This window comes from Streptomyces sp. ISL-99 (assembly GCF_018614005.1).
GTDB lineage: Bacteria > Actinomycetota > Actinomycetes > Streptomycetales > Streptomycetaceae > Streptomyces > Streptomyces flavidovirens.
Genome location: NZ_JAGGPC010000029.1, coordinates 238,064 through 258,308, shown reverse-complemented (window position 1 = coordinate 258,308; position 20,245 = coordinate 238,064). Strand labels below are relative to the sequence as shown.

General features: G+C 72.8%; 14 protein-coding genes. 5 read left to right on the top strand and 9 right to left on the bottom strand.

Annotated features, from left to right (window positions below; all coding sequences use genetic code 11):
• Positions 1 to 224 precede the first annotated feature (224 nt).
• Positions 225 to 710: a hypothetical protein gene (locus J7E91_RS18800; RefSeq protein ID WP_214905968.1), complete on the top strand. Its 486-nt coding sequence runs from the start codon at positions 225 to 227 to the stop codon at positions 708 to 710.
• A 28-nt stretch (positions 711 to 738) separates the two neighbouring features.
• On the opposite strand, the gene J7E91_RS18795 is transcribed toward J7E91_RS18800, so the two are convergent.
• From J7E91_RS18795 to J7E91_RS18775, 5 genes are all read right to left on the bottom strand, one after another.
• Complete coding sequence (locus J7E91_RS18795; protein ID WP_214905966.1) at positions 739 to 5,712, bottom strand: hypothetical protein; 4,974 nt, start codon at positions 5,710 to 5,712, stop codon at positions 739 to 741.
• Between the two features lie 111 nt (positions 5,713 to 5,823).
• Positions 5,824 to 6,783 carry a hypothetical protein gene (locus tag J7E91_RS18790; RefSeq protein WP_214905964.1) on the bottom strand — a complete coding sequence of 320 codons (960 nt, stop codon included), beginning with the start codon at positions 6,781 to 6,783 and terminating at the stop codon, positions 5,824 to 5,826.
• The gene (locus tag J7E91_RS18785; protein WP_214905963.1) at positions 6,780 to 6,977 is read right to left on the bottom strand and encodes a hypothetical protein; all 198 of its coding nucleotides are present in this window, start codon (positions 6,975 to 6,977) and stop codon (positions 6,780 to 6,782) included. Before J7E91_RS18785 ends, J7E91_RS18790 begins: the two co-directional genes overlap by 4 nt.
• On the bottom strand, positions 6,974 to 8,500 hold the full coding sequence (locus J7E91_RS18780; protein ID WP_214905961.1) for a hypothetical protein: 1,527 nt from the start codon (positions 8,498 to 8,500) through the stop codon (positions 6,974 to 6,976). The genes J7E91_RS18785 and J7E91_RS18780 overlap by 4 nt, the downstream gene beginning before the upstream one ends.
• Positions 8,501 to 8,604: 104 nt before the next feature.
• Entirely contained in the window at positions 8,605 to 9,318 is a 714-nt protein-coding gene (locus J7E91_RS18775; RefSeq protein WP_214905959.1) for a GntR family transcriptional regulator, read from the bottom strand.
• Positions 9,319 to 9,489: 171 nt separating this feature from the next.
• Here J7E91_RS18775 and J7E91_RS18770 point away from each other — a divergent pair, with 171 nt between their 5' ends.
• From J7E91_RS18770 to J7E91_RS18755, 4 genes are read left to right on the top strand one after another with little or no spacing between them, the layout of a single operon-like run.
• Positions 9,490 to 10,767: an MFS transporter gene (locus J7E91_RS18770; protein ID WP_214905957.1), complete on the top strand. Its 1,278-nt coding sequence runs from the start codon at positions 9,490 to 9,492 to the stop codon at positions 10,765 to 10,767.
• On the top strand, positions 10,764 to 11,519 hold the full coding sequence (locus J7E91_RS18765) for a LamB/YcsF family protein (protein WP_214905955.1): 756 nt from the start codon (positions 10,764 to 10,766) through the stop codon (positions 11,517 to 11,519). Before J7E91_RS18770 ends, J7E91_RS18765 begins: the two co-directional genes overlap by 4 nt.
• A 5-nt stretch (positions 11,520 to 11,524) precedes the next feature.
• Positions 11,525 to 12,142: an allophanate hydrolase subunit 1 gene (locus tag J7E91_RS18760; RefSeq protein WP_214906045.1), complete on the top strand. Its 618-nt coding sequence runs from the start codon at positions 11,525 to 11,527 to the stop codon at positions 12,140 to 12,142.
• Positions 12,139 to 13,008, top strand: coding sequence for a biotin-dependent carboxyltransferase family protein (locus J7E91_RS18755; protein ID WP_214905953.1), 870 nt, complete (start codon positions 12,139 to 12,141; stop codon positions 13,006 to 13,008). The genes J7E91_RS18760 and J7E91_RS18755 overlap by 4 nt, the downstream gene beginning before the upstream one ends.
• Before the next feature lie 44 nt (positions 13,009 to 13,052).
• Here J7E91_RS18755 and J7E91_RS18750 read toward each other — a convergent pair whose 3' ends face one another.
• The 4 genes from J7E91_RS18750 to J7E91_RS18735 form a co-directional block, all read right to left on the bottom strand.
• The gene (locus J7E91_RS18750) at positions 13,053 to 16,658 is read right to left on the bottom strand and encodes a hydantoinase B/oxoprolinase family protein (RefSeq protein ID WP_214905951.1); all 3,606 of its coding nucleotides are present in this window, start codon (positions 16,656 to 16,658) and stop codon (positions 13,053 to 13,055) included.
• Positions 16,655 to 17,488: an SGNH/GDSL hydrolase family protein gene (locus J7E91_RS18745; protein WP_251015904.1), complete on the bottom strand. Its 834-nt coding sequence runs from the start codon at positions 17,486 to 17,488 to the stop codon at positions 16,655 to 16,657. The genes J7E91_RS18750 and J7E91_RS18745 overlap by 4 nt, the downstream gene beginning before the upstream one ends.
• Before the next feature lie 290 nt (positions 17,489 to 17,778).
• Entirely contained in the window at positions 17,779 to 18,981 is a 1,203-nt protein-coding gene (locus J7E91_RS18740; protein WP_214905947.1) for a glycosyltransferase, read from the bottom strand.
• Positions 18,978 to 20,168, bottom strand: a complete 1,191-nt coding sequence (locus J7E91_RS18735) for a glycosyltransferase family 1 protein (protein ID WP_214905944.1) — start codon at positions 20,166 to 20,168, stop codon at positions 18,978 to 18,980. Before J7E91_RS18735 ends, J7E91_RS18740 begins: the two co-directional genes overlap by 4 nt.
• Between the last annotated feature and the right edge of the window lie 77 nt (positions 20,169 to 20,245).

Here is a 20,245-nt window from a genome sequence, read left to right as displayed (position 1 = left end):
GTCGGCCAATCGGGGCAGATGGCTGGGATTCTCCTTTTCGCGGGAATCTTCGAAGCCGCCCATTCGTCCAGCTGTACGGGGAGCGGACCGGATGAGGCCGTAGGCATCACATCCGGCTCGCGGGGCACAGCGTAAAAGGGCGCAAGGCGGGCAGCCACTCCTGAAAGGCGATGTCCGCGCCCGAGTTGAGGGGCACGCAGGCGGCGGTGGGGAGTGAAGGTTCGATGGACACGGAAGAGCGCGGTACGGCGTCGCCCGTGGCGCCCGTAGCGTTCGAGGTTGCCGGCGATTCGCGGGAGCGGGCGACGGCCGGAGCTCAGCGGCAGTTGTGGGTCGAGGAGCCCGCGGTACGGCCACGGTTGCCCGATCCGGTCCGTACAGCCGCCGTCCGCGCCGTCATCCTCACGTCGCTGACGATGATCCAGGCGATAGTGGCCTACCTCTGCACGCTCGCGGGGTCGTGGCTGGCGTTCCCGATGGTGCTGAGCAGCGTGGGCAGCACGGTGGTCGCGACCTGGGGGGTGCTGGACGTATGGGTGACCCGCCAGGTGTGGAACCAGCGCCACGGCGTGGTGTCCGTCCCGAGCAGTACGGCGCGCCAACTGCGCCGCGAGCGGCGGAAGGCGCGCCGGGCGGCCCGCAGGTCGGCCCGGGCACGGCAACGGGAGGAGCGGACCCGGCGGGGCACGGGCCGGCTCTCCCAGGCCTGAGGCCGCTCGCCCCCGCAGGTGGTCGCCGCTACTCGGCAGGCGACGCCGGCGTGCGCTTGAACATCCGCGTCGCGGTGATCTCGCCGTGTACCGTCTCGCCGTCCGGGTCCTGTTGCGGCAGGCCCGGCCGCAAGTGCTCCTCCACGCTGATGTACTTCAGGCCCGCCCGGAGGTCGGCGTCATTGCGCAGCCGGATGACCAGCGGGAACTCCGCGAGTGCGGTCGTGTCGAACAGTCCGGTCGTATAGAGCAGCTGTACGCCGAGGGCGTCGGCCACCGCACGCTGGAGCTCCAGCAGATACGTGGCGTTGGCGCGGCCGATGGGGTTGTCGAGGAACAGCGTGCCCGCGTGCCGGTGCTTGTCGCGGCCCCGGTCGTTGCTGCGCAGCGCGGCCATTGTGCAGTACAGCGCGATCGCGGCGGTGAGCAGCTGGCCGCCCGAGAAGACGTCGCCCATCTGCCCGACCGGCACCCGCTCGGCGCGCAGCACGGCGTCCGGCTTGAGGATCTCGACCGAGATGCCCTTCGGCTGCAGCGCGGCCTGAACGCCCCTCAGCAGCAAGGACATTCCGTCCCTGCGCAGGTCGGAGTTCTTCTTGACAGCGGCGCTGGTCGCCTCGTCGATGACCTCGCCGAGCCGCTCGACGAGCGTCGCCTGGTCCGGCTCCTCGAAACGGATCCGCAGGAACTCCTGCCCTGACCACTCCCCGAGGCCTTCCGGCAGCTGGGACAGGCGCTGGGCGGAGCGGAGCGTCGCCAGGGCCGACTCCACGAGGCCCCGGAGCCGGTCGACGATGCTGTCGCGGTTGCGTTCCAGCTGCGCCAGCTCGTCGGTCAGTACGCGCAGCCGGGGCTCGAACGCCGCCGCCCACGCCGCCGCGTGCTCGGGCAGTGCGGCGGCCGGCAGCTCGCGGATCTGCTGGCGCGCGGGGGTGCGTACCTGCTCGTACCGCGTGGAGTTGGCATGCCGTACGAGTACGTCGCTCGCCTCGCGCACCGACGCCTCGGCGGCGGACAGCTCGGCCGCGCACCCGCGCAGCAGGCGGCGGGACTCGGCGGCGGACTGCCGAGCCTCTTCCAGGCTGCCGGGGTACGGGCCGAGCTCCTCCGTACCCTCGTCGTCCTGGTGGTGGTCCCTGAGCAGGTCGCGCAGGAGCGCCGCCGTCTCGTCGAAGCCGCCCGCCGCGTCCTCCGCCGCGCGGTGTGCCCGCAGCAGCTCGGCGTGGGCGGCGCGGGCCGAGTCCAGCGCGTCGGTGCGGGAGGCGAGTTGGGAGGTGGCGGTGCGCAGGAGCGTCTGCGCGTGCTCCGCGTCGGCGGGCACGAGGTCGTCGGGCAGCTCCGTGTGCGCCGTGCCGTCCTCGGGTGCGAGGCGCTCGGCCTCACCGCGCAGCCTGCCGAGCTGCTCGCTCGCGGCGGACGCCCGCGACTCCAGCATCTGTACGAGCGACTCGGCGCGGGCGACGGCGGCCTGGCGGGACGGACCGTCGGCGCCATCCGTGCCCTCCAGCAGCAGGGCGGCCCTGGTGCGCACCTTGTTGCTGAGCCGGTTGAGCTCGGTCAGGGCGGCGCTCTCATCGCTCTCCGCCCTGGCCTGTTCGGCGCGCAGGTCGGCGCCGACACCGACCTTCTCGTACAGCTGGGACGCGGCGCGGTACGCCTCGCGCAGCGCGGGCAGCGCGACGCGCGGTGCGTCCTCGTCCGGCTCCGGCAGGGTCTCGGGAGCCCCGGCGATCTCGGCCCGCTCGGCGCGCAGGGTGCGCGCGGTCCGGTGGGCGTCGTCAGCGGTGCGCTGAGCGGCCCGGCGGTCCTCGTCGGCCGCCTTGGCACGCTCCAGGCACACCGCGGCCCTGGCCTCCAGCTCTGCGGCCTCTTCGGTCAGTTCACGTACCTTGACCAGCCAGCCGGCGCGTTCTCTCAGGCGGTGGGCCAGGCCTGCGAGGGCGTCGGCGACGCGGCGGGCACGCTGGGCGGCGTCCTGCCGCTCGTCCCTGATGCGGGCGGCGTCGGCCGCCGCCTCGTCGGCCTCGGCGCGGACCGTACGGGCCTCGGCGAGCACGGCTTCGGCCGCTTCGGCCGCTTCACCTGCCGCCTCGGCTGCCTCCGCCAGTTCGGCGAGCATGCCGGGCGGGCAGTCGGCGCGCCAGGATCCGAGGCGGGCCGCGAGCGTACGGTCAGCGGTCAGCCGGGCGGCGAGCCTGCGAATCTCCTCGTCACGGGCGGTCGCCCTGGCACGCAGCGCCTGACGCTCCTCGTCGGCCGCGTGTTCGTCGTGCATCGCCGGGTTCGGCGGTACGAGGAAGACGTCGGCGCGGTCGGACGGGGCGTCACCCGGCGCCGGTACGGGCGCCAGGAGCGCGGCGGCGGTACCGACGGCGACGGCCGAGCGGGGCAGCAGCGCGGCGCCTGCGAGCGCTTCGCGGGCCCTGACATGCGCGTCGGGGTCGGTGATGACGACGCCGTCGACCAGCTCGGGGCGGGCGGCGAGCACGGCGGCGTGGTCGGCGGGGGCGACGGCCTGCGCGAGGTAACGCCAGCCGGGGAGGGCGGGGATGCCGTGCTCGCCGAGGAACTCGACGGTGGCCAGGACATCGGGGCCGGGGGGCAGCAGCCCTCCGTCGCCGAGCGCGCCGAGGATGCGCGCGTCGTCGGCGGCGGCGGTACGCAGCTCGAAGAGCTGCCGCTCGGCGGAGGTGACGGCCTGGTCGAGGAGGACGAGGAGGTCCTCCGCGTTACGGTCCAGCTCCTCGACGGTGAGCGGTCCTTCGGCGGTGCGCCGGGGCGTGCGGAGGGAGTGCGCGGACGCGGTGGCTGTGCCGTCCGCCGTGTTGCTCTGCTCGGGGGGGCCGGCGTGGGCGGTGTCCGTGCGGTCACCCGTACGCGCGTCTGTCGCGTCGGCCGCGCCGCCCTGGCCCGTTCCGCTGCTGGGGCCGGGGACGGTCGCGCCGCCGGATCCGTCCATCGGCCGGTCGTCCGCCAGGCGGTCGCCCCCGTCCTCCGTACGCGCCGCGTCCGTGTCCTCCGCCGGGTTCCCGACGGTGACGTGCACGCCTTGGCGCGCGGGACGGCCGTCTGCGCCGACGGCTCGCGCGGCGGACGCGCTGTCCGTCGCGGCCGTGCCCCGGCGGGGCTGCGGTACGGACACGGTGGTGACCGGTGCCGACGGCAGGCTGAGCAGTTCCGCCAGGCGGTCCTCCGCCGCCAGCGATTCCGCGGCCCGGCGCTCGGCTGCGTACGCGTGCTCGGCGCCCTGCGCGGCGTCCGCCGCGCGGGCCGCCGCCAGTTCGGCGCGCGCCTCCGCGCCCGCGGCCTCCTTCGCCCGGTCGGCCGTCGCACGGGCGGCTTCGCGCGCCGTCTCCCAGGCCGCGACCGCCGTCTTCTCCGCGTCGGTCGCCGCCAGCGCCGCCCGTGCCGGGTCGGCGTCCGGGGCCGTGTCGTCGAGCCAGCCGGCGCGTACCGCCTCCGCCGTCTCCTGTTCGACCTCGGACAGGCGCTGACGCAGGTGCCCGGCCTCACTGCGGGCGCGCTGTGCCTGGGTCGCGGCCGTGGTGGCGTCGCGGTGCGCCGCCTCGCCCGCCTCCTGGAGAGCGGCCGAGCGCTCTTCCTCCTCGGCGGCTACCCGCTCGCCGTCCTCGGCCGCCGCGTGCAGCGCCCGTACGAGCTCACCTGCGGCCGTGGCGCGGGCCGCCAGCGCCGGGGCGGCGTCCCGCTCCGCCTCGCGGATGGCGACGGCCACGCGCGCGGCCCGGTCGGCGGCGGCGCGGTGGCGCAGTACGGCCTCGGCGGCCTGCCAGGCGGCGTGCAGCGTACGGGCGTCGGCGAGCTCGCGGCGCTGGGCGCCTGCCGCCTTCTCGGCGGCGGCCAGGGCCAGCGAGGCGTGCCGGTAGGCGAGTTCGCCGGCGATCAGGGAGCTGCGGCTGCGTTCCTGTTCGGCCTCGGCGACGGTCTGCGCGGTGGCGGTGACCTGCTGGGCGAGCTCGGCGGTGCGGCCGCGCTCCTCGCCGGCCCGGGCGGAGAGCCTGCGGGCGAGCGTACGGGTCCTGCGCTCGGCGCCGGCGTGGACGTCGCGGGCGCGCACGCGTGTCTCCGCGGCGTCGACGATGCGGCCGAGCAGGTCGACGGAGCCTGCCGTGAAGTCGCGCTCGGCGGTGAGCTCGGCGCGGCGGCCGAGCTTGTTGCCGAAACCGTGGACGAGGTCGGCGAGGCCGTCGGTGTCCCTGGTGTCGGTGACGGCGCGCAGCAGCAGATCCGTGAAATCGGAGTCCTTCTTGACCGCGAAGAGGCCGGCCGCCTCGCCCTCGTCGGCGTTCATCTCCCGCTGGTAGCGGAAGAGCTCGGGGTCGAGTCCGAGGTCGCCGAGGTGTTCGTTCCAGCGGTCGTGGATCTCTTCCCAGTGGACGTCGAGGTGCGGGTAGGCCTTGCCGGCGTCGGTGATCGCGTCGCGGAAGCCCTTCATGGTGCGACGACGGCCCTGCGCGCCGGAAACGCCCTCGCCGTACGGGCGGACGGCGGTGGACTCGGCGACAGGCAGCGAGTCGAGGCTGAGCCCGGGGCCGGGGCGGAAGGAGTACCAGGCCTCGGCGAACTTCCGCGGGTCGTTGGACACCTGCCGCCCGCGCCACTCGCTCACCTTGCCGACGACCACACACTCGCCGGTGAGCGTGTGCTGCCATTCGAGCGCGACGTGGCCGCAGTCGTCGGCGAGCAGGAACTTGCGCAGTACGCCGGAACTCGCGCCGCCGAGCGTGTTGCGGTGGCCGGGGAGCATCACCGAGAAGATCAGCTTGAGCAGGACGGACTTGCCGCCGCCGTTCTCCAGGAAGAGCACGCCGGCGGGCGCGGGCCTGCGCGGCGGGCCGACCGGCTCCTCCTGGAAGAACTCCGCCTGCGTGGGGGCGGGGTTGGGCACTGGCTCACCGACTCCGCGCAGGTCAAGCACGGTGTCGGCGTAGCGCGCACCGGCGGGTCCGATGGAGTAGAGGCGGACCCGGGACAACTCGTACATGGCGGCGGACTCTCGTCGTAAGTCGTGAAGCGGCAGGTGTGCGGCGGCAGGTGCGGCGGCTGGGGTGCGGCGGCCGGGTGCGGCCGTCGGTCTTCGGCGGCCGGCCGGGTGTCAGGCGTGGAAGGGCAGGCCGGCCTCGGCGGTCAGTTCGAGGTCGTCGGCGTCCGAAGGCGGCACCAGCGTCGGGGTGCCGTCGGTCACCGGCACCACGCCCAGTTCCAGCAGCTCGGCCATGGCCGCGCTGCCCGCCATGTCGCGGACCTGCAACTGGTAGCGGGCGGTGGTGCGGTACGCCCCTCCCGCGTCGTCACCCGTGCGGTGCAGGAAGCCGGATTCGGTGAGGAAGGCGACGGCCTTGCCGACGATGCCGGTGGTGGAACCGGCCAGCCGTCGCGCGTCCTTGGTGGCGCCGGTCGCGCTGCGGCGGGCGTAGATCCGCCAGGCCGCTTCGAGGCCGGGGGCCTCGGTGGCCGGGTCGGTGTTCTCACCCTGCTCGTCGGCGCGCTCCTCCAGGCGGCGGCATGCCTGGCGCACGAAAGCGTCGACGCCGTTGACCGTTATGCGGCCGATGTACCCGTCGTCGGCGAGGTCTTCGGGGCGGGGGAACGCCAGCGCGGCGACGGCGAGGTGGGCGAGGCCGTGCAGGAACCGGTCGGCGGAGTCGGCCGAGGCCCGCCGGGCGTAGTCGCCCATGCGTACGGCGAAGACCGAGTCCTCCCCGGCGGAGACGGCCATGCCCGCGCGCGTGGAGACTTCCAGGACGACGAGCCCCAGGCCGGTCGCGACGGCGTCGGCGAGGCGCGCGAAAGCGGGCTCTTCGCGGTAGCGGCGGAGGAGGTCGGCGTACTCCACGTCGCGGGCAGGCAGCAGCTTGGGCTGGAGCCCGAAGGACACCAGCCGGGCGGCGTCGGCCGCGTCGGCGGGCGTGACGGCGCCGTGCGCGGCGGCAGCGGGAGCGGTCACGGGCAGCTCGCCGGATTCGGCCGCGGCAGTCGCGTCGGTCACCTCGGCCGCGTCGCTGGCGGTTCGCTCGCTCCACGCGTCGGCGTGCTCTGCGCGGTGGTCGCTCACGACTGCTGCTCCTCGGTACGGAAATTCTCGGATTCGGGTACGGACGGGATGGCGCGCCCCGGGCCTGGCGCGCCCGGAGTTCCGGCCGGTGCCCGCCCGGAGCCTCGCGCGGCCGGTGTCGCCATGGCCGGGTGCCGCGCAATCGCCGCACCGGTTGTGCTGGAGAGGGAACCGACGCCGTGTCTCTTCGTCATGCCGCCTCCGTCCGGTCCGCGGTCATCCCGGCGGCGTCCAGCAGTGCGATGCCCACTATCAGGTCGGCGCCGCCGAACTCCGGGTCGTCGAGTTCGGTGCCGTCGTCCACAGCGAACAGCAGCTGCTTCTCGCCCTGCCGGTAAGCGGTGCCGACCGGCGGGCTCGCCGCGTGCACGGCGAGCAGCGCGACGAGGTACGGGAGCTCGGGGTCACGGCGCCGCGCGTCGGCCAGCAGTCCGGACAGCCTGCGCGGCGCGTCGTGCGGCAGGTCGAGCAGCTCCATGGCGCTCGCCAGCTGCTCCTCGCTGAACCGGCTGTCGTCCGGGGTGGCGATCAGGTCCGGCTCCGGCATCTCGGCGCCCAGGTGCTCCCGCTCCAGCGGCGGTGTCAGCAGTATGTCGACCAGGTCCCCGACCCGTACGGCCACGGGCGTGCGCAGCCCGGCGCCGTGCGCGAAGAACGCGTCGGTGACGCGGATCGCCTGCTCCACCGGCAGGGGCAGCAGTGGCGCGACCAGCTGGCCGTACAGGTCGAGTCCGGCCCGCGCCGTGGGCGTGGCGAACGCCTGGCGGTCCTGCTCGGCGCGGAACAGCGGTCCGGCGTCCAGCAGCCGGGACTGCAACTGCGTGTGCCTGCGGATGCAGTCCTTGACGATGTCGACGAGCTCGGCCGCGCGCCGCTTGTGCTCGGGCTCCACGGCTTCGTCCCGCGCCTTGCGGATGTTGGTGAGGATCGCGTTCTCGTGCCGGTAGCGGTCGGCGACGTGGTCGAGCGCCTCGGCGATCATGTCGGGCACCGCGTTGAGCCAGTCGACGGCGCGCACGTTGCGCCGGGTCGCCTCCAGCGTCCTGCGGAGCGTCTCGGCGTACTGCACGGTCCGGTACCGGGCCTGCTCGGCGGCGAGCTGGGCGTCGGCGAGCCGGCCGCGGCTGATCAGCACTTCGAGCTTGACCTCGGCGGCGATCTGCGCGCTGGTGACGTCCGTGTCGAGGGCGCCGACAAGGACGTTGACCGCCTCGTCGGTGGTCCGCAGGTAGACGCTGCCGCCGCACCCGGGGACCTCCTCGATGAGCTTGAAGTCGTAATCCCTGCGCACATAAGCCCCATCAGGGCCGAATGTGCCATAAACCGCACGGAAGCCGCGGTCCACGCTTCCGACGTTGATCAGGTTCTCCAGGACCCAGCGCGCGACGCGCTCGTGGTCGGCGAGCGGGCGGTCGGGGGCCTGGGCCGCGACACGCGGAAGCAGCCTGGCCACTATCTGCTCGTGGTCGGCGCCCGTGTCGAAGTCCATGTTGAGAGTGACGAGGTCGATCGCGGCGAGCGCGATCTCCGCCATCGCGTAGACCGAGTATTCGCCCGCGAGATTCGCCTTGCGTACGTCGAGATCGTGCAGCGGCGCGGTGCAGGCGAGCGCGCGGAGCCGCCGCGCGAGCCCCTCGTCGGCGGCCGGGCCCTGTGCGGGCCGCGGCCCCGCGCTGAGCTGGGGCGGAACGAATTCCGTCGATGCAGGCGAAGTCACGTGGCACAGATTAGGTCCTCGCACTGACAACGGTCGAAACGGCGCAGAAGCGACCCCTCACTCAGGACCGGATCAGCGGGTGACGGCCATGGGCCAAAAGCCTCTCATGTACCCCAGTTCCCGGCCTCGATGTGGCGTGCGTACACCTCGACGAGCTGGGTTCGCGAGTCGTCCAGATAGTCGGCGAGGAGCTGTTCGCCGGCCGCGTTGTCGCCCGCCCGCAGGCGTTCCAGAATCTCCCGGTTCCGTACGAGATAAGGCTCGTGCAGCCGACGCGGATCGGCCACCACGTGGAAGGCGAGGCGCAGTTCGGCCAGGACACTGCGCATCAGCTCGTCGGTGCGGGGGCTGGCGGCGAGGGCGACGAGTTCCCGGTGGAAGTGGATGTTGGCGGTCGATACGCCTTTCCACTCCCGCCGGCCGGCCGCCCGCTCACCGTCGCTGACGGCCTTGTCGAGGCCGTCGAGGGGGAAGGGCGGCGCGCCGAGCCCGCGGACGACTGCACACTCGATCAGCCGCCGAATGCGGTAAATGTCCTCTACGTCCTCAACGGCCAGGACTCGGACGAAGACTCCGCGGTTGAGCTGGTGGACGAGCAGCCGCTCATGGGTCAGCAGCCGGAACGCCTCGCGCAGCGTGTTGCGCGAGACGCCGAGCGCCTTGCCGATGCCGTCCTCCGAAAGGCGTTCGCCCGGCGGGAAGTAGCCCTCGGCGATGCGGGTGCGGAGGATGTCCGCGACTCGCTCCGCCGTGCTGGTGCGGCCCAGCAGCGGGCGGTCGTCGGCCAGCCCGCCGGCCTCGGACTCCGTCGTCCTCACAGCGCCTGTCTCCCTACTGCTCTCCCGCCGGCCCACTGGTCGCCGTGCGCGCGCTGTCCATCGTAGAAGCAAGAACGAACCGACATGACTCTTGTCGGATCGTTCAACAATCCCCTACCTTGGCGTCACCGCACGGTCTCCAGCGCACTCCTCCCCTTCCGCGAGGTGCAGATGAGTACCACCCAGACACAGTCGAAGCAGGACGAACTGCCCGACGACAACGGCGCGTTCGCGTGGCTCCGCGCCCTCGGGCCGCGCGGCCGCCGCGCCTTCGGCGGAGCGTTCGGCGGATACGCCCTAGACTCCTACGACTTCTTCACCCTGCCGCTGAGCATGGTCGCGATCTCCGCGTACTTCAGCCTCAGCACCGGGCAGACGGGCCTCCTCACGACCGTCACGCTGGTCGTGTCCGCGATCGGCGGCGCGGTCGCCGGCATCGCGGCCGACCGCATAGGCCGGGTGAAGGCGCTGATGATCACGGTGATCACCTACGCGTTGTTCACCGTCCTGTGCGGGTTCGCCCCCAACTACGAGACGCTGCTCGTCTTCCGCGCTCTCCAGGGCCTCGGTTTCGGCGGCGAGTGGGCGGTCGGCGCGATCCTGGTCGCCGAGTACTCCTCGGCCAGGCATCGCGGCCGTACGCTCGGGGCGATCCAGAGTTCCTGGGCAGTCGGGTGGGCACTCGCGGTCATCGTCTACACGGTGGTCTTCCAGTACCTGGACCCGGACACGGCCTGGCGCGTGATGTTCTGGACCGGTGCGCTTCCCGCGCTTCTGGTGATCTGGGTACGCCGCCATGTCAGCGACGCACCGGAAGCGACGCGACGGCGTCTCGCGAGCAGCGACAAGGGTTCGTTCACGGCGATCTTCAAGAAGGACCTGCTGCGTACCACGCTCTTCGGTGTGCTGCTCTCCACCGGTGTCCAGGGCGGCTATTACACGCTCGCGACCTGGGTGCCCACCTACCTCAAGACGGAGCGGGGCCTCACCGTCGTCGGCACCGGCGGCTATCTGACGTTCCTCATCTCGGGCGCGTTCATCGGGTACCTCACCGGGGGGTATCTCACCGACAAGCTGGGCCGTAAGAAGAACATCGCGCTGTTCGCGTTCCTCTCGGCCGCCTGCATCCTCGCCTACACCAACATCCCCTCCGGGGCGAACAACGTGGTGCTCGTCCTGGGCTTCCCGCTGGGCTTCTGTATGTCGGCCATTTTCAGCGGCTTCGGTTCGTTCCTCAGTGAGCTCTATCCGACGGCTGTACGCGGGACCGGTCAGGGATTCACGTACAACACGGGCCGTGCCGTGGGCGCTTTCTTCCCGACCCTCGTCGGCTTCCTGGCCGGCAGTTGGGGAGTGGGGGGCGCACTGATCTTCGGTGCGGTCGGTTACGGGCTTGCCGTACTGGCACTGTTCGGTCTTCCCGAGACGCGCGGAAAGGAGCTCCGGTGAGGATCGATCTCAACGCCGACCTCGGGGAGGGCTTCGGACGCTGGCACCTGACCGATGACGAACAGCTGCTGTCCGTCGTCACCAGCGCCAACGTCGCCTGCGGCTTCCACGCCGGTGACGCGGCGACCATGCGCCGCGTCTGCGACCTCGCGGCCGAGCGCGGGGTGCGGATCGGAGCCCAGGTCTCGTACCGCGATCTGGCCGGCTTCGGGCGGCGCTCCATGGACGTCCCTTCCGACGAACTCGCCGCCGAAGTCGCCTACCAGATAGGCGCACTGGACGTGTTCGCGCGAGCGGCGGGTTCCCATGTGTCGTACGTCAAGCCGCACGGCGCGCTCTACAACCGTGTGGTGCACGACGAGGAACAGGCAGCCGCCGTGGTCGACGGTGTGCTGCTGGCGGGCGGCGGCCGGCCGGTCCTGGGACTGCCCGGATCACGGTTCCTCGACCTCGCCGCGAAGGCCGGGCTGCCGGTCGTCACCGAGGCGTTCGCGGACCGCGCGTACACGGCGGAAGGAACGCTCGTTCCGCGCGGACACGAGAACGCCGTCGTGACCGACCCGGGAACGGTCGTTGAACGCTCCGTCTCCATGGCCCGGTTCGGCGTCGTCACCTCCCACTGCGGCCGCCCTGTCCCCGTGCGTGCCCGCTCGCTGTGCCTGCACGGGGACACTCCGGGCGCCGTGGGCCTGGCCCGCCGCGTACGGGAACGTCTGGAGGCCGCAGGCGTCCGTGTGGAGGCCTTTGTATGAGCGACATGAGGGCGCTGCCGGTCGGTGACCGCGCCCTGCTGGTCGAACTCGGCAGCGGCGAGGAGGCGGAGGCCCTCCACGCCGAGCTGCTGCGGCGCCGAGCGGAGGGAACGCTCCCCGCCGTACGGGAGATCGTGCCCGCGGCACGCACCGTTCTCCTCGACGGCCTCGACGATCCCGCGCGCTTCGCGGAGCGGCTGGCCGGCTGGGAGATCCCGCCGCTCGCGTCCGGCGCACGGAGCGCGATCGAGATCCCGGTGCGTTACGACGGTCCCGACCTCGCGGCGGTGGCGGAGCTGTGGGGCGTACCGCCGGACGAGGTGGGGCGGATCCACTCCTCGACCGTGTTCCGGGTGGCCTTCTGCGGGTTCGCGCCCGGGTTCGGCTATCTGACGGGTCTCGCCGAGCGGTACGCCGTACCGCGCAGGACCACGCCTCGCACGGCCGTCCCCGCGGGTGCCGTGGCGCTGGCAGGCGCGTACACCGGGGTGTATCCGCGCTCGTCCCCCGGTGGCTGGCAGCTCATCGGTTCGACGCGGGCGGTGCTGTGGGACCACGCGCGCGTGCCCGCCGCGCTGCTCACACCGGGCGCGCGGGTGCGCTTCGTACCGGAGGAGCTGTGACGGACCGGGCTTTCGCGGTGGTACGGGCCGGTGCGCTGACGTCCGTGCAGGACCACGGGCGGTCCGGTCACGCGCATCTCGGGGTGCCGCGCTCCGGTGTGCTGGACCGGCCCGCGAGCGATCTCGCGAACCGGCTGGTGGGCAATCCGGTGGAGGCGGCCGTCCTGGAGACGACTCTGAACGGCTTTGCGGTGCGGCCGCGTTGCGACGTCACCGTGGCGGTCACCGGTGCGCCGTGCCGGGTCACCGTGGACGGACGCCCCGCGGCCTGGGGCGCGCCCGTGCGCGTGGCGGCGGGAGAGGTACTGGAACTGGGACGTGCGACGGGCGGCGTACGGAGCTATCTCGCGTTCGCCGGGGGGATCGCCTGCGAACCCGTGCTGGGCAGCCGCTCCACCGATCTGCTGTCGGGGCTGGGGCCCGCCCCTGTGACCGACGGTGCGGTGCTGCCGCTGGGCGGTGCATCGGGGCCACCGGTGTACGCCGATGCCGTGCCCTGGCAGGGCCCCCCGCGCGAACTGGTGCTGAGGGCCCGTCTGGGCCCGCGTGCGGACTGGTTCACGGCGCGGGCGCTGCACACCCTGGCCACGGCGGTCTACCGCGTCTCGTCCGCGAGCAACCGCATCGGGCTCCGCACGGAGGGTCCCCCTCTGGAACGCGCCGTACACGGCGAACTGCCCAGCGAGGGCATGGTCCTCGGCGCGGTGCAGGTGCCGCCGGACGGCCACCCCCTGGTCTTCCTGGCCGACCACCCCACCACGGGGGGATACCCGGTGATCGCGGTCGTCAGTGAGCGGGATCTCGGCGCGGCGGCGCAGGCCCCACCCGGTACGCCGATCCGTTTCGTTCCCGTGAGGAGGCGCTGAGGCCTCAAGAGGCTCGCAAGCCCGCCAGGAGCGCTCAGGAGCCGTCAGGAGCCGCCTGGGGTTCCGTACCCGCCCCCGCCCGGCGTCCGGATCTCCAGGACGTCCCCGGGACCCACGTCGGCCGTGTCGCAACCTTCCAGCCGCGCGACCGTGCCGTCGGCGCGCTCGACGAGGTTGCTGCCGGTCGCTCCCGGGCCGCCGCCCGCCATGCCGTACGGCGGGACGCGGCGGTGGCCGGAGAGCAGCGCCACCGTCATCGGTTCCAGGAACCGGATTCTGCGTACCACCCCGCAGCCGCCCCTCCACCGGCCCTCTCCCCCGCTGCCCTCGCGTACGGAGAAGCCCTCCAGGCGCACCGGGTAACGCCACTCCAGCACTTCGGGGTCGGTGAGGCGCGAGTTGGTCATATGGGTCTGCACCGCGTCGGCCCCGTCGAATCCGTCGCCCGCTCCGGAACCGCTTGCTACGGTCTCGTAGTACTGCACGCGGTCGTTTCCGAAGGTGACGTTGTTCATGGTTCCCGAGCCCTCGGCCTGGACGCCGAGCGCGGCGTACAGGGCCCCGGTCACCGCCTGCGAGGTCTCGACGTTGCCCGCCACGGTGGCCGCCGGATAGACGGGCGCCAGCATCGAGCCGTCAGGGACCCGCACCTCCAGTGGTGCGAGGCAGCCGCTGTTGAGCGGGATCTCTTCGGCCACGAGCGTCCTGAAGACGTACAGAACGGCTGCCATGACCACCGACTTGGGGGCGTTGAAGTTCCCCGCCTGCTGGGGTGCTGTGCCGGTGAAGTCCAGCACCGCGCCGCGTGCCTCCCGGTCCACGCGCAGGGCGACCCGGATCACGGCTCCGCTGTCCATCTCGTAGCGGTACTCGCCGTCCCGCAGTCCGGCGACGATACGGCGCACGGATTCCTCGGCGTTGTCCTGGACGTGCCGCATGTACGCCTGGACCACATCGAGTCCGAACTGGTCAACCGTGCGGCGCAGTTCGGCGATGCCCCTCTCGTTGGCGGCGATCTGCGCGCGCAGGTCGGCCAGGTTGGTGTCCGGGTCGCGCGACGGATACGCGGCGGCGGCCAGCAGTTCCCGCGTCTCGTCCTCGCGCAGTCTGCCGTCCCTCACCAGAAGCCAGTTGTCGAAAAGGACGCCCTCTTCATGCACGGTGCGGCTGAAGGCCGGCATCGAGCCGGGCGTGATGCCGCCGATCTCGGCATGGTGTCCGCGCGAGGCCACCAGGAAGCGCAACGGCCCGCCGTCGGCGTCGAACACGGGGGTCACCACGGTGATGTCCGGCAGGTGTGTACCGCCGTGGTACGGGTCGTTGATGGCGTACACGTCCCCGGGGCGCATGGCGCCCTCATTGCGCCGCAGTACCTCCTTGATGGACTCGCCCATCGAACCGAGGTGTACGGGAATGTGCGGGGCGTTCGCGATCAGATTGCCGTGCGCGTCGAAGAGCGCGCAGGAGAAGTCGAGCCGTTCCTTGATGTTGACGGAGTGGGCGGTGTTTTCGAGGCGTACGCCCATCTGCTCGGCGATGGCCATGAAGAGGCTGTTGAACACCTCCAGCATGACGGGGTCGACGTCCGTGCCGACCGCCGTTCTGCCGGGACGCGGGCGCACGCGCGTGAGCAGCAAGTGCCCTCGTTCTCCGGCGGCCGCGTGCCAGCCGGGGTCGACCACGGTGGTGGCGTCGTCCTCGGCGATGACGGCGGGGCCTTCGACGGTGCCGGCGGGCCGCAGGTCGTCGCGCCGGTACAGCGGGGTGTCCTGTCTCCGGTCCTCGGTGAACATCCGTACCGTCGCGCGGGGGGTCAGCGTTCCCGTGCGCGGGCGCACCGGGGTGACGTTCCCGGGAACGTCCCCCGCCGTTCCCACGGCCTCGACCGAGACGGCTTCGACGACCAGCGGCTTGTCCATCGTGAAGGCGTACCGCGCGCGGTGGTCCGCTTCGAAGGCGGCAGTCATGTCCCGGACGCTGCCCAGTGCTACCGGCAGGCTCGCGTCCGTACCGGCGTAGCGGATCAGCACGCGCGCGTGCGTGCTGATCGCGGTGTCCGCGATGCCGTCGGCGCGCAGATCGGCGCGGGTACGTCCGGCCAGCCGGTCGCACAGTTCGCGTACGCGCCCGACTGTCCCCTCGTCGAGTTCCGCCTCGACCGACTGCTCGCGCATGGCGGTGGCATCGGCCAGCCCGATGCCGTACGCGGAGAGCACACCGGCCAGCGGCGGCACGATCACCGTGTTGACACCCAGGGCGTCCGCGACAGCACACGCGTGCTGTCCGCCGGCCCCGCCGAAGCTGGTGAGGGCGTACCGGGTGATGTCGTGACCGCGCTGTACGGAGATCTTCTTGACGGCGTTCGCCATGTTGAGCACGGCGATGTCGAGAAAGCCCGACGCGACCTCCTCGGGGCTGCGGCGTACCCCGGTCGCTTCCGCGATGTCGTCGGCGAGCCGCGCGAACCGGTGGTGCACTGTCCGCGCGTCCAGAGGCTGGTCGCCGCGCGGCCCGAAGACGGCGGGGAAGTGTTCCGGCTGGACGCGTCCGAGCATCACGTTGGCGTCGGTGACGGTGAGGGGGCCGCCGCGCCGGTAACACGCGGGCCCGGGGACGGCGCCCGCCGAGTCGGGGCCGACCCGGTAGCGCCTGCCGTCGAAGTGGAGCAGTGAGCCGCCGCCCGCCGCGACGGTGTGGATGTTCATCATCGGAGCGCGCATGCGTACGCCCGCCACCTGGGTGCCGAAGTCCCTTTCGAACGCGCCCGCGTAGTGCGACACATCGGTGGACGTGCCGCCCATGTCGAATCCGATGACGCGCTCGTATCCGGCCTGTTCCGATGTACGGGCCATTCCGACGACGCCGCCCGCGGGGCCGGAAAGTACGGCGTCCTTGCCGCGGAAGTGTGCGGCCTCCCGGAGCCCGCCGTTGGACTGCATGAACATCAGGCGCACGCCCTGGAGTTCCGTGGCGACCTCGTCGACGTACCGGCGAAGGATCGGCGAGAGGTACGCGTCCACGACGGTCGTGTCGCCGCGTGGGACCAGCTTGATCAGCGGACTGACCTCGTGCGAGCAGCTCACCTGGGTGAACCCGAGTTCACGTGCCACGGCCGCGACGGCGGACTCGTGCGCCGGATGACGGTAGCCGTGCATCAGCACGACGGCGGCGCTGCGAAAACCGTCGCTCCGCGCGGCACGCAGTTTGTCGGTGACAGCCGCGAGGTCCAGCGGCCGTACGGTCGCTCCGTGGGCGTCGATCCGTTCCGGGACCTCGACGACGCGCTCGTACATCGCCTCGGGCAGGACGATGTGGCGGTCGAAGAGCCGGGGGCGGTTCTGGTAGGCGATGCGCAGGGCGTCCCTGAAGCCTTCGGTGATGACCAGCACGGTCGGCTCTCCGCGCCGTTCCAGGAGCGCGTTGGTGGCGACCGTCGTACCCATCTTGACGGCGTCGATCCGGTGGGCCGGGACCGGCTCGTCGGGCCTGAGCTCCAGCATCAGCCGGATCCCGGCGACGGCCGCGTCCCGGTAGCGCTCCGGGTTGTGCGAGAGCAGCTTGCGGGTGACGAGCCGCCCGTCGGGCCGTCGGCCCACGACATCGGTGAAGGTGCCGCCACGGTCGATCCAGAACTCCCAGCGCCTGCTCATTCCCCCATTCTGGCAAGGGGCGGGGCCGATACGGCGGCGAGCGCGGCCGAGAGCGCCTGCGCGGCACGCGTATCGAGCCGCGCGGTGGTGCCGCGTGCCCCGTGCCGTACCTCCGCGGCCGCCAGGCCGAGGAGTTGCGGCAGCAGGTCGGTGGAGCGGCGCGCCAGCCAGCCGGTGCCGGCCGTCAGGAGCCACAGGAGAGCGGCCGCGCGGGTGGGCGGGGGCCGCTCGGGTTCGTACCCCGGCGGCGTGCCTGCGGCGAGCCCCTCGGCGGCGAGCAGCGCGTGGAAGCGGGCGGCGATCAGCCGGTGACCGCGCTCGCCGGGGTGCAGCCTGTCCGCGCTCCAGAGGCCTCGGTCGCTCACCCAGCGGCCCTCGGCGACGTGCAGGTGTACGGCGCCGTAGCGGGCGGACAGTGCGTGTACCACGGCGTTGACGGCGCGCTGTCTGCGGGCCAGCGGACGGGCGAGCGGAGGCGGCAGGCCGAGCATGGTCCCGGGATCGGGCAGACACGCCGTCAGCAGCACCGCCCCGCTCTTGGTCAGATCGGCGCACACCGCGTCGAGCAGGACGGTGAAGTCGTGGATGTCGAAGGTGCGGCGGAGAGTGTCGTTGACGCCGACGACGACCGACGCGATGTCGGGGGCGTAGGCCAGGGCTTGGGGTGTTTGGCGGTCGGCGACAACCCGGGTGAGCGCGCCGCTCACGGCGAAGTTCCGGAACTCCGCCGTTTCGCCGCGGGGCGCGAGCCCGTCGGCCAGCAGCGCGGCCCAGCCGCGCCATCCGCCGTCCACGGGGTCTCCGACGCCCTCGGTGAGCGAGTCCCCCAGCGCCGCGAACCGGACCGCCCGGCCGGGGTCCGGGCCGGGGCGTGGCCCGTTGGGTTCTTCCCCACGCCGCCCCTTCCCGCTGTGGCACTTTGCGGCTCCGCCGCGTGCGGGGCTCCGCCCCGGACCCCGGTCGTCAGACGCCGGACAGGCTGCGTGGCCCCGGAGGGGCTCAGAAGGTGGAGCCGTGCGGGGCACATCGACCCCCTCCGGCGCTTGAGGACTCGCCCGAAGGGTGTTGAGGACGCTGGGAGCCTGCCCGCCGGGGCATGCGGCTGCCTGGGCTTCGAGGGTCATGCGGTCACCTCCGGCGACCGCGCCGGCGCCTTCGCGTCGTGCGCGGCCAGGAACGCGGCCACCGCCGCCGGCCACCCGAAGAGTTCCGCACGTGCCCTCGCCGCCGCGCGGCGCGCGTCTTCGGGGCGGGCGAGCAGCTGCCGTACGGCTTCTGCGAATGCCTCACCGGAACCGGCGGCCGCCAGGCCCGCGTCCCCGATGACCTCCGGCAGCGCCGAGGACGTACCGGCGACGACCGGAGTGCCGCAGGCCAGCGCCTCCAGTGCGGACAGTCCGAAGGTTTCGGCGGGTCCGGGCGCCAGACAGAGGTCCGCCGCCGCCTGAAGGTCCGCCAGTTCGCCGCGGTCCGCCAGGTGTCCCAGGAACACGGCGGGCAGCCGCTCCGTACGCACCCTGCGCACCAGCCTGTCCCGCAACGGCCCGTCCCCGGCGACCACCAGTGCCGCCCTCACGCCGTTCCCGCGAAGCGCCGCGAGGGCGTCCAGGGCCGTTGCCGGGTGCTTCTCGACCGACAGACGCGAGCACAGCAGGAGCAGTACGTCGTTCCCCCGCGCGTGCCGGGCGCGCAGCGCCGCGCTGCGGCGTTCCGGGCGGCACGCGTGCAGATCGACGCCCAGGGGAGCGCGCACCACATTGCGCGCGCCGATGCGTACGAACTCGCGCTCCGCCCACTCCGTCGTGCACACGATCCGCGAGTACGCCCACGCACTGCGCAGGTTCAGCCGGTCCGCCGTGCGTCCGGCGACCGTCTGCGGCACTCCCCAGGTCCGCAGTACGCCGTCCGCGGTCTCGTGCGACACCATCACCGACGGCACTCTGCTGCGCCGCGCCCACTCCCCCGTCCAGCGCAGCGACGTACGGTCGGAAACCTCCAGCCGGTCCGGTGCGAGCGTCTCCAGGAGCGCGCGCAGTCTCCGGCGGCCCGCGAGGACGCGATAGCCGCCGGTCCCGGGAAGCACCACGCCCGGCAGCGTGATCACACGCCCCTGTGCGGTGAGTTCGTCGCTCTCGCGCTCGCCCGGTACGACGAGTACCGGCTCGTGGCCGGCGGACAGGTATCCGCGGCCGAGTTCCCGCAGGGCGGTGCGCAGCCCGCCCGACGACGAGGTGACGAAATTGGCCAGCCGTACGATCCGAAGCCCACCACCGTTGCCTCTACCGCTCATGCCGCCACCGCCGCTCATGCCGCCACCGCTCATGCCGCCACCACCGTCCGGTCTCGCAGTACCTCCGTGTAATGGCCGAGCAGCTGATTGCCGACGGCGGCCCAGGTCCTGTTCTCGACGGCCGCCCGGCCCGCCCTCCCGTAGGCCGTTCGCAGTCCCGCGTCGTGGGCGAGCGCCGAGACAGCGGTCCGTACGGCCGTCGCGTCGCGCGGTTCGACGAGCAGCCCGGTGCTCCGGTGACGGACGAGGTCGAGCGGCCCGCCCGCCGCCGGAGCGATCACGGGAACGCCGCTCGCCATGGCCTCCTGCACGGTCTGGCAGAAGGTCTCGTACGGTCCGGTGTGCGCGAAGACGTCCAGGGAGGCGAAGATCCGGGCGAGTTCGTCGCCGGTCCTGCTCCCCATGAAGACCGCACCCGGCAGAGCGGCCCGCAGCGAGGGCTCACTCGGCCCGTCCCCGACGACCACGACGCGTACGCCCGGCAGCCCGCACACACCCGCGAGCAGCTCCACCTGCTTCTCGGGCGCCAGCCGCCCGACGTACCCGACGAGCAGCTCCCCGCCCGGCGCGAGAGCGCGCCGCAACGCCTCGTCCCGCAGGGACGGACTGAAGCGGGCCGTGTCGACCCCGCGCGCCCACAGCCGAACCCGCGGCACTCCGTGCTCCTCCAGGTCGCGCAGCGCCGCCGTGGAGGGCGCGAGGGTGCGGTCGGCCGCGCTGTGCACGGTCCGTATGCGCCGCCAAGCCGTCCCCTCCCCGGCGCCCATGTACGTACGGGCGTAGCCGGCGAGGTCGGTCTGGTAGACCGCGACGGCCGGGATGCCCAGCCGCGCGGCGGCCGCCATTCCGCGCACCCCGAGCACGAAGGGGCTCGCCAGGTGAACGATGTCGGCCCGGTGGGTGGTGAGCGTGGCGGCCACCCTCCGGCTGGGCAGCGCCACCCGTACCTGCGGATAGCCGGGCAGCGGAAGCGAGGGCACGCGCACCACGGGGTACGGCAGTCCACTGTCGGAGCCGGACCAGGAACCGGTGCCGGACCAGGAACGACTGCCGGACCAGGAGCCGGAGCCGGAATCGGCCCCCGCCGTCCCGGCCGCCGCCGGGGCTATGACGAGCGGGTCATGACCGCGGGCGGCGAGGTGCCGGGCGGTCTGCAGGGCGCAATGGGCAACGCCGTTGACGTCGGGCGGGAAGGACTCGGTGACGATGACGACACGCATACGCAGACGCATAACCGTGTTGTCGTCGCGCCACGAGTGTCCCGGCCGACTTGGATCTTTCCGGGCGAGGAACGTCC

What these genes read in the sequence shown, in the direction of transcription:
- J7E91_RS18750 (WP_214905951.1), bottom strand. Translation starts at nt 16,658, where the DNA reads ATGAGCAGGCGCTGGGAGTTCTGGATCGACCGTGGCGGCACCTTCACC.
- J7E91_RS18770 (WP_214905957.1), top strand. Translation starts at nt 9,490, where the DNA reads ATGAGTACCACCCAGACACAGTCGAAGCAGGACGAACTGCCCGACGAC.
- J7E91_RS18760 (WP_214906045.1), top strand. Translation starts at nt 11,525, where the DNA reads ATGAGGGCGCTGCCGGTCGGTGACCGCGCCCTGCTGGTCGAACTCGGC.
- J7E91_RS18735 (WP_214905944.1), bottom strand. Translation starts at nt 20,168, where the DNA reads ATGCGTGTCGTCATCGTCACCGAGTCCTTCCCGCCCGACGTCAACGGC.
- J7E91_RS18800 (WP_214905968.1), top strand. Translation starts at nt 225, where the DNA reads ATGGACACGGAAGAGCGCGGTACGGCGTCGCCCGTGGCGCCCGTAGCG.
- J7E91_RS18740 (WP_214905947.1), bottom strand. Translation starts at nt 18,981, where the DNA reads ATGAGCGGTGGCGGCATGAGCGGCGGTGGCGGCATGAGCGGTAGAGGC.
- J7E91_RS18785 (WP_214905963.1), bottom strand. Translation starts at nt 6,977, where the DNA reads ATGACGAAGAGACACGGCGTCGGTTCCCTCTCCAGCACAACCGGTGCG.
- J7E91_RS18795 (WP_214905966.1), bottom strand. Translation starts at nt 5,712, where the DNA reads ATGTACGAGTTGTCCCGGGTCCGCCTCTACTCCATCGGACCCGCCGGT.